This is a genomic window from Mariniflexile sp. HMF6888 (genome assembly GCF_044335535.1).
Classification (GTDB): domain Bacteria; phylum Bacteroidota; class Bacteroidia; order Flavobacteriales; family Flavobacteriaceae; genus Mariniflexile.
On record NZ_JBIQVZ010000008.1, the window covers coordinates 109,393 to 122,903 of the forward strand.

The 13,511-nt window shown below is 33.8% G+C and carries 12 protein-coding genes; 5 read left to right on the plus strand and 7 right to left on the minus strand.

What is annotated here, in order from left to right; all coding sequences use genetic code 11:
• Positions 1–273: 273 nt before the first annotated feature.
• Complete coding sequence (locus ACGLWY_RS15630; RefSeq protein WP_396620601.1) at positions 274–1,980, plus strand: 7TM diverse intracellular signaling domain-containing protein; 1,707 nt, start codon at positions 274–276, stop codon at positions 1,978–1,980.
• 71 nt (positions 1,981–2,051) lie between these two features.
• Here the strand turns inward: ACGLWY_RS15630 and ACGLWY_RS15635 are convergent, their stop codons facing one another.
• Together ACGLWY_RS15635 and ACGLWY_RS15640 are read right to left on the minus strand one after the other, a co-directional pair.
• Complete coding sequence (locus tag ACGLWY_RS15635) at positions 2,052–4,094, minus strand: T9SS type A sorting domain-containing protein (RefSeq protein ID WP_396620602.1); 2,043 nt, start codon at positions 4,092–4,094, stop codon at positions 2,052–2,054.
• 25 nt (positions 4,095–4,119) lie between these two features.
• Positions 4,120–4,983 (minus strand): T9SS type A sorting domain-containing protein, encoded by an 864-nt coding sequence (locus ACGLWY_RS15640; RefSeq protein ID WP_396620603.1) that lies wholly within the window; start codon positions 4,981–4,983, stop codon positions 4,120–4,122.
• 1,559 nt (positions 4,984–6,542) lie between these two features.
• Here ACGLWY_RS15640 and ACGLWY_RS15645 point away from each other — a divergent pair.
• Complete coding sequence (locus tag ACGLWY_RS15645) at positions 6,543–6,962, plus strand: nuclear transport factor 2 family protein (RefSeq protein ID WP_396620604.1); 420 nt, start codon at positions 6,543–6,545, stop codon at positions 6,960–6,962.
• A gap of 131 nt (positions 6,963–7,093) precedes the next feature.
• Here ACGLWY_RS15645 and ACGLWY_RS15650 read toward each other — a convergent pair whose 3' ends face one another.
• Both ACGLWY_RS15650 and ACGLWY_RS15655 read right to left on the minus strand, forming a co-directional pair.
• Complete coding sequence (locus tag ACGLWY_RS15650; RefSeq protein ID WP_396620605.1) at positions 7,094–7,660, minus strand: TetR/AcrR family transcriptional regulator; 567 nt, start codon at positions 7,658–7,660, stop codon at positions 7,094–7,096.
• Positions 7,645–8,214 carry a TetR/AcrR family transcriptional regulator gene (locus ACGLWY_RS15655; RefSeq protein WP_396620606.1) on the minus strand — a complete coding sequence of 190 codons (570 nt, stop codon included), beginning with the start codon at positions 8,212–8,214 and terminating at the stop codon, positions 7,645–7,647. The genes ACGLWY_RS15650 and ACGLWY_RS15655 overlap by 16 nt, the downstream gene beginning before the upstream one ends.
• Positions 8,215–8,539: 325 nt before the next feature.
• On the opposite strand from ACGLWY_RS15655, the gene ACGLWY_RS15660 reads away from it, so the two are divergent.
• The gene (locus tag ACGLWY_RS15660) at positions 8,540–8,737 is read left to right on the plus strand and encodes a hypothetical protein (protein WP_396620607.1); all 198 of its coding nucleotides are present in this window, start codon (positions 8,540–8,542) and stop codon (positions 8,735–8,737) included.
• 251 nt (positions 8,738–8,988) lie between these two features.
• Here ACGLWY_RS15660 and ACGLWY_RS15665 read toward each other — a convergent pair whose 3' ends face one another.
• Genes ACGLWY_RS15665 through ACGLWY_RS15675 form a run of 3 tightly spaced genes read right to left on the minus strand, consistent with a single transcriptional unit; the run spans position 8,989 to position 10,457 of the window.
• A complete protein-coding gene (locus tag ACGLWY_RS15665) occupies positions 8,989–9,927 on the minus strand; it encodes a HipA domain-containing protein (RefSeq protein WP_396620608.1) in 939 nt (312 codons plus the stop codon).
• Complete coding sequence (locus ACGLWY_RS15670; RefSeq protein ID WP_396620609.1) at positions 9,917–10,252, minus strand: HipA N-terminal domain-containing protein; 336 nt, start codon at positions 10,250–10,252, stop codon at positions 9,917–9,919. The genes ACGLWY_RS15665 and ACGLWY_RS15670 overlap by 11 nt, the downstream gene beginning before the upstream one ends.
• Positions 10,239–10,457: a type II toxin-antitoxin system Y4mF family antitoxin gene (locus tag ACGLWY_RS15675; RefSeq protein WP_396620610.1), complete on the minus strand. Its 219-nt coding sequence runs from the start codon at positions 10,455–10,457 to the stop codon at positions 10,239–10,241. The genes ACGLWY_RS15670 and ACGLWY_RS15675 overlap by 14 nt, the downstream gene beginning before the upstream one ends.
• A gap of 1,001 nt (positions 10,458–11,458) precedes the next feature.
• Between ACGLWY_RS15675 and ACGLWY_RS15680 the strand changes: the two genes are divergently transcribed.
• Positions 11,459–12,955 carry a leucine-rich repeat domain-containing protein gene (locus tag ACGLWY_RS15680; protein ID WP_396620611.1) on the plus strand — a complete coding sequence of 499 codons (1,497 nt, stop codon included), beginning with the start codon at positions 11,459–11,461 and terminating at the stop codon, positions 12,953–12,955.
• Between the two features lie 111 nt (positions 12,956–13,066).
• On the plus strand, positions 13,067–13,285 hold the full coding sequence (locus ACGLWY_RS15685) for a hypothetical protein (RefSeq protein WP_396620612.1): 219 nt from the start codon (positions 13,067–13,069) through the stop codon (positions 13,283–13,285).
• The last annotated feature ends 226 nt before the right edge of the window (positions 13,286–13,511 follow it).

A 13,511-nucleotide genomic window follows, 5' to 3' on the forward strand; every position in this document is an offset into this window, starting at 1 on the left:
TTTTTTTGTTTTATGCATATTACTTTGATATCAAATAAAAGCATTTAAAATCATTAAAAAGGTGAACAATTGGGTGAATACTTTTTTACCATAATTGTTGTAATTTAAAGGAGCTATTTAGAGGCAGTTTGACTTTTGTCATTACTGGGTTTCTTAATTCAGTTGATAAACGTTTGTATTTTTCCGAACAATCGAAATAATAATACCACAAATTGATAAAAAGTGCTATTATTGTAATGGTAAATGATATCACTCAAAATCAATAAATCCTCGATGAATAAAGCCTGGTTTTTTAAATTCAGGATAACTAACAAATCCCCAAAGATCCAATTTTTTCTGTTAGGAGTATTTATTTTGTGCCTTGGGTCTTGCAAGGAAAAAAAATTCAAAGATAATTTTGATGTTCAAATTCATGAAATTTCGGTACTTAAAGATGTTTCACGGAAAAAGTCTTTTTCCAAGGTTGAACAACTAAAGTTTACTTCGTACCAGCACAACCTCGTCAATTTAGGCTTTGGAACCGAAGCTGATTGGGTTAAAATACTTTTAAAAAATAAGGACTCCACGACCGTTTCACGGATTTTGCGAATTGCAAAACCGCTTCAGGATAGTATCAGCTTCTTTTCAAAAGTAAACGGGAAGTATCAGGTGCGCCATTCCGGAGTGATGGTTCAAGAAAAAAATAAAATTTTAAAAGGATCTTCCATTTATTTTCCTTTTGTTTTAAAACCGAAGGAATCAAAAACTGTTTACCTAAGAGTGGTGAGTAAATATGGAAAATCGTTTGATTTAACCATCGAAGACCAAAGCTCATACATTCAAAAAGAGAAAATTGAATTAATAATTGTATCTATCCTTATAGGAGCCTTATTAACTATAGGAATCTATAATATTTTTTTGGGTTTAGGACTGAAAGATAGTACTTATGGCCTTTATGGGTTGCTTTGTTTTGGTTCCTTGTTTACTCAATTAACTGTTCGAGCAGTTCCCAAACAATTATTCGGAATTGCTAACCGACTTTTTCTTGAATGGTTTCCACCTTTTATTATAGCCATTAGTGTGATGCTTGCGCTAATGTTTTGTATCCGGTTTCTGAATACAAAAAAATATAGCCGAACTGCCGATTTTGCCTTAAAAGGGCTTCTTATTTTAGAACCTTGTTTTTTTCTGTATGAATTTATAAGAATGGAGGTATTTGGAATGTATACCACCAATGGTTTAGTAGCCTCAGGAGTCATGATTTTAGGAATTTTTGCACTCTACGCGGGAATTACATGCTATCGCAACGGAAACCGATTTGCGCTTTATTTTATATATGCCTGGTTAGCATTCTGTTTAGGAATGATCGTTTATGTTGGTACCTTATTTACCATTATACCCATTAATACAATTACCTCAAACATATATCTCCTTGGCTCGATTATGGAAGTTTCCCTGTTATCGTTTGCTTTAGCTAGTCGCTACAGACAGTCGGAACGTGAGAAATATGTTTTAAGTTCCAATTTGCAACTGAAAGAAATGGAGCTTACTAATAAAAAAGAGGAGGTAATTTCCCTAATGAACGAGTCCGTAGAGCATCTAAAATCCAAGGTTAAACTAGCGAACAACCTGAAAAAACTGGCAAAGGAAGAGGGCGTAAATCTGAAGAGTATCCTAGCCGATTTAAAATCAAAAGAACTTGAGGATTCGAAGTTGTTGCTTATTCGAAAAAATATTTCTGATATTAATTTTGAATTTTTACGACGATTAAAAAAATTGCATCCTAACCTTTCAAAAACTGATCTAGAAATCTGTTCATTTTTTCTGATTGATTTAACCCGAAATGAAATCGCAAATTTGAGAAATACTACCCTACATGCTGTTAAGGCTTCAAGAGCCAGAATTAAGAAAAAATTAAACCTGGATTCAAAGGTATTCCTTGATGATTATATCAAACGCATTGGGCAGGAAACCAAATCAAATATTCAAAAGAATTCTTAGCTACTTGTTATTCATTTAAGCTGAATTTTCAAAGAAACGGAAAAAAATAGAAATAGGTGTCTAGCCATAGGTTACTTTTTAATAATTTTTATGGTAGTCATCAACTTGTTATTATTTAATTTGATAAAATAAACCCCCGGATTGCTAGGTAGTACCACGTCAATCTTTTCAGCAGATTTAAAGAATTTACTTGAAATCTTTTGACCCAAAGAATTTACCACAGTAACATTTAGATTTGAATGCGCCGTTCCCAAATCAATTGAGACTATACCATCCGTTGGGTTTGGGTAAGCGCTCAAAGTTTTGGTGAAATCATTTAAGCCCAATGTCACCAGATCAAAACAAGGTGAAATTTCTGTGCCGCAGTTGTAACTGGTAGTTTCTAGCGCATAACTACCCGATGCTGTTGGGGTAAAAGTACGGTTGGTTTCTCCTGATATGGGTATATTACCATTATTACAATCCAACCATTGGTAAGATGCATTGCTAAAATTGGATCTTAAAGTAGATGCGTCAATTTGAGTTACCGATTCAGCACCACAAGATCTTATTTTATAAACATACCGGATATTAGCACCGGAAAGTTCAATATTTCCTATAAAAAACGATCCTGAAGATCCTGTTGAGCAGGAAGCGGTACCATAAATGTTTCCATAATCATCGGTTACAACATCGTGTGCAGTGTCTGTAGCATCACTGCGTCCAATATTAAAAGCCTGTAATAAAGAACCATCTGTTTGAAACTTGGAGAAAAAAATATCGGTATAACTTGTACTATTATCTATAATTTGCTCTCCGGTAGTATGGTCAAAATCTATTGAGCCAATAAAAGCTCCAGTAATCAGAATCGTATTATCGGGAGCTATGGTTATTTGTGAAAGTTGGAGTAATCCATTATATACCTCAAAAGGATCAAGCCAAATAAAAACGCCATCTTTGCTTAATTTCAAAAGAAAAAATCCTTCTGTATTTGTGGCAGAAAAATCAGTTTTAACCGTTGGATTGGCATCATCAAAAGCTACAAGGCCGTAAGCACTCCCATAAATGTAAATATTATCATTTGAGTCCAATGCCATGCTTTCGGAAAGAACCTCCCTAGGTAAAGGTCCTGCATCCGCCATATAACTTTTAACCCAATTAAAATTACCTGAACTATTTATTTGTAATAAAAAAGAAGAAAATTGGTCAGTCGAAGCAATCTCTGTAACTCCGGGGCCTTCTTCAAAATCTAAGTTGTAACTATTAGGCTCTCTATAGGATCCCCAAAGATTAATATTCCCATTGGAGTCTACTTTTATATCGTTAACTTGGTAATCTGGCATTTTACCTGCAGCGCCTTCTGTTCGATATATCCATTGAAAATCACCACTGGTATTGAGTTTTACAACAAATACATCCAAGTAATTTGAAGGTTCATTAGTCCCGGCAGGATAGAATAAAGCATCATAGAAATAGCCTCCAATAAATACGTTTCCTGATCCATCAACATCAACCGCAAAGTTTTGAGCATAGGTGCCTACAAAGTTTTTGATAAATTCTATTTGACCTGTAGCGCTGAATTTAGCTAAAAACCCACTGCCATAACCAGAGTCCGTTATGGTTTGTTCAACCCCGCCTATAGTAGCAATTAAATTAGTGCTGAAGTTACCAACTACATAAAAGCTTCCATTTATGGTTGCAACCATAGAAGTTGTAGTCAATACATCATCAGATTCTAATTTATTGGCCCATAAAAACTGACCGTCTGGATCAAAACTGATGTATACTTGTCCGGAGTTGTGGTCTTTTGTGACCGTACTTGTCCCTAGCCCGAGGTCTGCATCAACGGATGCATCAAGTCTGGCACCCATTAGGGTGATGCCATTACTTTGTGCAGCCATTCTTTCAGGACGTAATGCATTTGGTGAATTAATGTAGGCGGTTGCCCAATCAAATACCATATTTTGACTGGAACAATAATAGGTTCCTAAAAAAATAAAAATCAGGAAATTGAAAATAGTTTTGGCTTTTGATTTCATGGGGCGTTTTGGGATTTGGTATGGTACTTCTAAAGTAATTTTTATAAATGATACTTTCTTAAGATGAATTTGTGTTAAAGTTTTTGGTAATCGCACCTTAATATCATTTATAATAAAGTCATTATTGATTATGCGAAATCAAAACTTTTTTGAACGATTCGCCTTTATCTGATTGGATTTTAACCAGGTACAATCCGGATTTCAATGCTTTAACATTAATGTAATCTTTGAAGGAGTCGCTGCTTTCAACAAGCTGTCCCTGAATGTTGTATATTTTTACGGCGCTAATCGTTGCACTTCCTTTTATAAAAAGTTTGTCGGACACGGGATTTGGATACATCGAAGAATTTGACGCATTATAATTCTTTACAGCCAGTGTTGCTTGATCGGATACCACAATGTCATCAATACCAAATCCATTTCCTCCAACCATAGAAATTGAAATATAAACGTTAGAAACATTTGCCGAGGTTGGTAGTTGCGTTTCAAAATTGGTCCACTGGTTCCTAACCGTAAGATCTGCATCAGAAGTTAATGTAGTAAAAGTAGAACTACTATTTTTGATTTCAATTGTAACCGATGTTGGTCCAAAAGAACTGGTTGCAGTTATAAGATATTTAAAACTAAAGTAAGCGCCAGTAGTTTGACCTGATAAATCAAACGTTGCACTTTGTGGGTAACAATTGGTATAGCCACCACAAGGGTCTTCAGGATTCATTCCAAAAAAATAGGTAGAATTTTCCGTAGCATGAAAGGATATATTGCCTCCGGAATGCGTGGAGGCATCCGATTTAGAACCATATCCGCACGCGGATGAGCCTTCAAGTAATGTTGCTTCAGTGAAATTACCTCCGCCATCAGAGTTTCTGAAATTGGTTATAGGTGAGGTAGATTCAAAATTTTGCTCAAAAAAGCTGGTCTGAGAAAAAACTGTAACAGATGTTAACAAAGTAAGAAGGGCAAAAAAAGTAATTTTTTCATTCATAGTTTTGGTGTTAAGGTGGTTATACTTGGGTTATGGTTAATGCTTTAATAAATATGGAGCTATTGTAAGTAATTAAATCGTTAGAAATTGATCTGAACTAATATTATTGCCAATAAAATAAGAATTGATATCCCAAATAGAATTTTCGAACAAGTATCCAAAGTTTTTATTTGCGTTTCGGGATATGACGCTTTTTTAATTTTTTTAAATTCAAAATCTTTCATTGTAGTGTTAAGTTTGGTGGATGCAAGTTTAAGATTTTGCTACATAAGTAGAAAAAAAAAATAGGGTACAAAATGGGGTATATTTTTATATCTATTGCTTTTAAGCAACCTAGTAATAAAGGAAATGATTATTGTTTTTAATTGTTCGGAGGTTTAATTTTCTTTTATGTGAAGTTTAAAATATTATAATAATTGGAATGGCATTTTTATTCAACTAAAACTCAAATGTATATTAAACATCATCCAAAAATGTAGCCTATCCCATTTTAGGACACCTAATAAATTCGACAAAAATTTGTTCCCTCCACAGAAATTCTAAAATAAGTAGTTCAATTTTGGAACTAAAATAGAATGTAGGGCAGTAGGGCGTTAACTTAATAGTCATGTATTTGCCAATGTTTAAGTTAAATAGTGTTGGGGTAGTAAATTTATGAATGGTTATCATAAAATTAATATTGAATTGCCTTGATTTGGTGATTAATAATATTTATAAAACCAGTAAGTAAAGCAATTTATTTTAAGGTCATTTATAACCCCGTCAACAAATCGGCTAACAGCTTGTTTTTTGAGTTTATAAATGATTGATATATAGCATAATGAAGTGGGGAATAGGATTCCTGCCACCCCGACGAACCTAGTAATAGGTTAAAACAAAACACTGTTAATTGTATGATTATCAGTGTTTTTTTTTTTTTTTTTTGTTTTGTTTTTAATGGTTTTATTTGAAACCAATTAAAATCATATAAAAGGTGTGCAAATCGGTGAAAACCCATTTACCAGAATTGTTGTAGTTTTAAGGAACATTTAAGAACGATTTGACTTTTGTTTTTGCAAATAAATGTTTAACGAAGGCTTCTTAAAACGTAAACAAACAACACTTTTTTGGAGGTTCTCTTTACAAGGAAATCCCGAAGCAAACACAAGGAACTATCCATTTATGTAAGGATTGCTGTTAACGGTAAACGTTCCGAGATCATCCTAAAGTGATATGTCCAACAGAAAGATTGGGATTCCTCTAAAAATAGGGACCGGGGTAGCTCGTATCCCATTCAGACCTTGAACAAATACCTTGGCCAAGAGCACAACAGGTTATTGGATTGCCATAAACAGTTGTTGGAAGAGGACAAGGTCGTTTTATCCCAAGCGATAAAATCCCGTTATCTGGTTGAGGACAATATAAGTAAAAGACTCAATGAACTACAGTGTTGTACACGTTTTTAGAATTCATAAAGTACAAATTTAGTTAATATCAATAAGAAGTTTCTGAACGAATTTATTTAGCCAATGCTCAGGTCTCAATACTATTGTATTAAAAATAACTAAAAACAAAATATTATGACTTTATTTGAAAACGCTAAAAAATTCTTTCACAATTGTGAATCACTTAAAGGATGGGATACTTGTAAAGATCTAGTAGCAGAAAATGCCTCGTTCCAAGGGCAATGCGAACCTTTACTTGAGATTAAAACGGTAAAAGAGTACGTAGAATGGATGCTTGGATTTGGAAACATTGCGCCAGGTTGCACTTATGAGTTACACACATCAAGTTTTGATGAGGCTAGCAACACAGCGCTGTTTTTTGCCACTTATACGGCTACTCATACAGGAGAAGGAGGTCCGGTACCTCCAACGAATAAGACTACCAACGCACACTATGTGTACTCACTTAAAATGAATGACGAGGGGAAAATAGTAAGTATGACTAAAATCTGGAATGCACCCTGGACTCTTCGTGAGTTAGGTTGGATGGAATAAAGTTTAACCTTATTAAATGAAAAGGGCGTCTCAAATGCCGGTTATGTTAATGCATTTATAACATGTCAAAGTGCACTGAAGAATCGAAATGCAGACTTAAATTGCACCATTAGATTTTGAGATGGCTCTTTTTATTCAATAAGATCAAAAAATGAATCAATATAAACGATGAGTTCTTTACTTGATTTATAATGGAGTAAGATATTTAACCCAAACATTAAGCCTACTAACATTTCTACATATTTTGGTATTTCTCCAGCGTATTTAATAACCCCCGTTTTGTGTGATTGATGAAGTGCCGCACTATATGATCTCCTCATGTTTTCTAAAAATTGATCATAAACGGGACGTAAACTTTTTACCTCATCTTTTAGTTCCAATGCTATATTCATGAGCATACAAGTACATGGGTCCTCTTGAAAGTTTGAGTTGGCTACCTCATGATAAACCTCACGAATGGCTTCAATTCCTTTTTCACTATGTGCAATGTAGTGGAATATGGGATCAATGTTTTCAGACAAATAACTTTCTATACTATCCAACAAAAGCTGTTCTTTACCCCATTGATTATATAAGAAGGAGTGACTTATACCCATCCCGTCAGCAAGGTTCTGATACGAAACAGCTCGATAACCGTTTTTCCAGAAAATTGGCACCGCCTTTTTAACTAATTGAGCTTGATCTACTTGTTTAGACATTTGGTGATTAGGTTTAAGTTGTCCTGAATATATTTTTCGGTTTCTTGCTGAGAAAAGATGACATACATCCCCATGCTAGTACAGTAGAAGATGGTTAACTGTTCTGCCACAAGTTTCGCTTCATTTTTGTTTATGTTTGATTTTGTTTGAAGTAATTGAATGAATTTGTCTCTTAAAACATCAAGATAGGAATTAAAAAAAGCTTGCATCACATCAGTTTCTCTAAGTTCTAGCGCCATGGTTGAGATGTAACATCCAATTGGATGTTTGTCGATTTTTGACGGTCTAAAGAAGCTTGTGTAAAATTGAAATAGTATATCTTCTACTGAATCTGGGTTAGATAGTAACTCCCAAGGTATATGGCGATCAATATATAGCTTGAGGGAAGCGATTAATATCCCATCCTTATTTTCGAATTCGTCATAAAGGGAATATCGATTAACCATGGTTGTGTCAACGATTTTCTGGATACCAGTTCCATTGTATCCTTCCTTCCAAAAAAGAACAATGCACTTTTCTAACACGCTATTTCTATTAAATTCTTTAGGCCTCATATTTTAAAGTAAACTCTTATAATTTCTTAAGCTTGTATGATAGATAAAATGTCTAGTCCTGAAATATGGCTACAGATTAATCCCGATAGCTGTCGGGAGAATTTGCGCTGTTAATTTGTATACCATATTTGGTGTTTTAAAGTCTAAAGATAAATGTAATCTTATTTCGTTGTATAAATTAATTGCATTTTTTGTGGCTTGTAGCCTTACCTAAATTGAGGCACAGCTAAATTCAACAAATTTTCGTAACCTTTTTTTAAGTCATTTTGTCCTATACATGTGAATTCACTTAAACAAAATAATAATCACATAAATTAAGAATAGGATGATCTTTAAAAACATATCAATTTATATAACACTGGTAACAGTAAATTTTTTAACTACATTATTTGCCTGTGCACAAAGTGAAACAATAACAACTGCAGATGGTAAAACCATGCAAGGAGCAGAACTTACTTCGGAAATCAAGAAAATAATCGAATCTGAAAATATCGCTCAATTCAGAACAAACATTGAAGTTTAGAACACATAAGATTGCCACTTTTTTCCACCACCCATTTAAACGGTGTAAGTTGCGGCAATTATTAGTGTTCGCCTTGTGTCTGCGGTAGGATGCATTACATTCACTCAATCCCTTATCAGGGTATCGCTCTTTTCATTTACCTACTTCAACATCGCGCATAAAAAAAGAGCATTTTCTAAAAAATGCTCTTTTTTTATTTTTCCAACCACTACAACATTAATAATCACTTCCACCTACGACACTTTGCCCCGTTAAGTGAGACGTTCATATCTTGCTTCCAGAATATCCTTATAAGCAGTTTTCATATCTTCTGATAAAAAAGAATTATCAATCCATTCTATAGCTTTGGATTTATTTTTAAACATACGTTTAAAAACACCTTGTATTTGCTTATTGGTTAATCCAAGTCCTTGTCCTAAATGCTCAAAATGTGATTTTTTAAGCTTTCTTTTTTTTCCCTCAAGAGTGATCGCCAACTCTTCAGTATCTTCAGGAAGAACAATAGACACGTTTAACAAATCGTAAGCAGGAGCCAATATCCAACCCGAAGGGCTTTCTATCATGGAAAAGTTTTTCAAGTGCATATCATTGTTTCCTGTTAGAAAACTAAAAACAGCCAATTCAAAATAGAAGATTTTATCTAACAAGGTGTTATTGGAGTAACTGTCCAAAGCTTTGCCAACTTTTTCCATGGAGCTTTTGTACTTATCAAAAGCCTCTGTTATTTGAAACATATCCAGCATATGGATTTTCTCTCCTTTTACACTCCTGTCGATACGTTTAGTAACATAAGACAATTCACCCGAAGCTAATTTTATCAAACTAGAGGGAACAACTCGTATACCAAAAGCTTCCGCAATTCGAATAGTCAAATGTTCGTTCTCTGGCATTTCCGGAAACTGATCGGATGGTGGTTTGAAAATGTATTGGCCTCCTAGTGCGCCCACAACAGTTAACCGTGTATCGGCATGCTCTTGGGTTTCCTTTACCAAAGACATAGATAATTTGGGTTGCACACCAGGTACAGCAACACTGCGTTCCACAACATTCTTTGCCAATTCCGCCATTTGGTCTATAGTGTAGGGGATTATAGGAGGTGTTCTAGTGCCAAAGAATTCCATAGAACACTTTTCATGAAAATCAGCTTCGTTTTCAAGAGGCTCATAACAATATAGACATCTATTTTTCATCATCATCAGATTTGGGTACAACACTTACAGCTCCAATACAATTTTGGCAACAGGCCAATAGCAAGCCCATTCGGTCATTTCGGTTTATTTTCCAGTTTTTGGAAGCAATATCCAGTAACCAGCCTTCAGGGATTAAACCTTCAAAAAAAGGGAATAATTTATTATCAGTATAAGCTTCGTTCCTAGCAGGCATGGTAAACGTTATAAATTCGGAAGGGTGCGCTTCTACATAAGTTGCATCATACTGAAAAACATAATCACCTTCATCAGTTTCGGTAATAGTTCCTGCCAAATAATCTTTATAATATACATTACCTTGTCTCATCGTTCAATGCTCTACTGTTCACAGGGGCTAACTCATGTCCAAACATAGCAAGGACAAGATTAACCTTTTCCATGTTAAGCTTGGTTTTACCTTGTTCTATTTTTCGTACTACCGTTAAAGCAACACCAGCTCTGTCGGCAAACTCTTCTTGTGTAAGCCCAACTTCTTTTCTTCGTTCTTTAACAAATTCTGCTAATGATTTCATCTTATATTAATATTTAAATTATATGCTTTTACATATAATTTTAAACAAATATACATAATTATATGCTTTTACATATAATTTTAATGAAAAAGATATAATTATATGCTTTTGCATATAAAATTGGGATATGGATTTTAGAATTAACTGAAAAGGTTTAGTATAAGAAAGCCCAGGGTCTTTCTGGGCTTCTAGTTATATTTTGAGTTAACAATAGATTTGAACAACATCGAGGCAATAAAACTGACCAAAGCTCCCACAAACGCCGTTATGGCTGTAACAATAAGGTCATCTGGGTGGGATATTGGGAATAATGCTAAAGACTGTACCACCTATAATGCTGATTTTTTCATTCAAAGGGATTTGCATACTTAAAAAACCCACTTGTGGAAGCTAAAATATTCTTTTGAAGAATTATCAAATAATCAGGATGAATATAGTCATAAGGTATTTTGCCTTCTAGGTATTAGGTTGTGTTGTAGCCCATTATCTTTTCAGTGGAAGAACTGGCATAGAAATACCTGCCATCAACAGGATGATGTAAACAAACCACACCAATTGTGTGCTCTGCAATTAATTTTAACTTGCAATATTATGTTCTTTCAATAGGATGGATAAAGCAAACTATCTAATTTTTATTGTTGTCTATTAACTTTAATAGTGCCTCGGTTTCTTGTCCTTGAGTTTTATAATGCATTGATTGATGATAGAAGTTTTAGTAACCTTAATGCTTATTTTTAATGCAAAAATAAGCACTTTAATTGTAGATTAAATTTTATAGCCTAACAAGGCATTCATATATTCTGTTATTATTTGATATATTTTAAAGTTATTTTTTTGTGAGCAAAGTAAGATTTAAAACAAATTTTTTGAACTTGATAACGCTTTGTTAACGCTCTTGAAAGTTTTCATTTGTAAGAGATTTTCTAGCTAACTATTTTTGCTTCATCAATTTAAACGAAGTACTTTTTAGTACTTTTTAATCCCTAAATCTATAAAAAAACATGAAAAAAACATTGACATTAATCGCTTTTGTCTTTTTATTAACTATCGGTTGTAGCAAAGATGACGGACCACAATTAAGCCCTGCAAAATTTTCAATAGACCAAAGCACAGTCGATTTTGGAGAGGTGGAAGTATCAACACAAAAAGAAATCAAGTTAACCGTTACCAATACCGGGGAGGAAGATCTGGTTTTAAAAGACTATTCGTTTTCGGGTTCGAGTGCAGCAGAATTTAGTATTAATGCCGGTGAAACGGAAAAAACGGTAGAGACCGGTAAAACGTATGAGTTTTTGGTGGTTTTTAAACCCGCTGAGACAGGAGACAAAACAGCAACCCTCACTATTACCAGTAATGTTGGAGAGCATAAAATAAATCTTTTGTCTAAATCTTACGATCCCAACGCCATAGTTAATATTCCGGATGTAAACTTTAAAGAAAGTTTGTTGTTGCACGGAGTTATATATGGAGGAGATGGTGTTAGTAAAATAGATACCAATGATGACGGAGAGATACAAGTAGGTGAAGCACTAGCTTATAAAGGGGTTATAGGTTGTTATAATAAAAGCGTAACAGATTTAACCGGAATTGAAGCTTTTGTGAACTTAGAGAAGTTATACATTGAAAAGAACCAATTAACCAACTTAGATATTACACAAAATACAGCTTTAAAGGTATTGTCTTGTAGTTTTAATAAGTTGTCAGATTTAGATGTTTCTAAAAATACTGCTTTGGAGGAACTGTCTTGTGAGTTTAATCAGATAACCAATTTAGATGTTTCTCAAAACACTGCTTTAGAGCAATTGGATTGTTCGTATAATCAGATAACCGGTTTAGATGTTTCTAAAAATGCTGCTCTGGAGCATCTGGAATGTTTAGGTAATCAGTTGACCGGTTTAGATGTTTCTCAGAATACAGCTTTAAAGAAATTGTCTTGTGCATATAATTCGATAACCGGTTTAGATGTGAGTCATAATACAGCTTTAACAACATTATATTGTGGTAACAATCTGTTGACAAATTTAGATGTTTCTAAAAATACTGCCTTAGCAGATTTTAGCTGTGGAGAAAATAAGCTGGCCAATCTAGATATTTCTAAAAATACAGGTTTGATCAGGTTGGATTTTTCATATAATCAATTACTAAGCATAGATGTTTCTCAGCATACTGTTTTGGAGAAATTGTATTGTCACAATAATCAGTTGACCGATTTAGATGTTTCTAAAAATACAGCTTTAAAGGAATTGGGTTGTATTCTTAATGAGTTTACAGATTTAGATGTTTCTCAGAATACTGCTTTGGTGGAATTGTATTGTTATAGTAATAATAAGTTATCTGTTTTAAATATAGCCAATGGAAATAATTTGTCTATGACAAAGATGTATGCCCAAGACAACCCCAATTTAACCTGTATTCAAAAAGATGCCGGTTTTACACCTCCAAGTGATGGTTCCTGGAAAAAAGACGATACGGCGAGTTATAGTAATGGCTGTTTCTAAAATTTCTATTTAAAAAAACATAAAAAAATATTAAGTTATGAATATCAAACACTAGTATATGCTTTTGTAGCCCTACTTATACTATCATGCAGCAAAGATGATGAATCAAAATTGTCTCCCGCACAGTTTACAATAGACCAAAGCACGGTCGATTTTGGCGAGGTGGAAGTATCAACACAAAAAGAAATCAAGTTAACCGTTACCAATACCGGGGAGGAAGATTTGGTTTTAAAAGACTATACGTTTTCTGGGGCAAACGCTTCAGAATTAAGTGATTTAACAGGAATTAAAATTTTTAAAAACTTAAAACAATGTGAGTTCAATATATAATAAGACAAGTAAACACTTAATAAAACAATGATAATCAATTACTTGTTATTTAGGCAGAGCGAGGAACGAGCGACCAGAAATCTAATCATCGTGAGATTCTTCACTTCACTACGTTGCGTTCTGAATGACAGGGTTTTCATTTTTAAAAATAATTAACTAACTGTAAAACAATATATAATATATCGAATTCACATTAAAAAAAAGTCACGTATTTCATTATATAAAA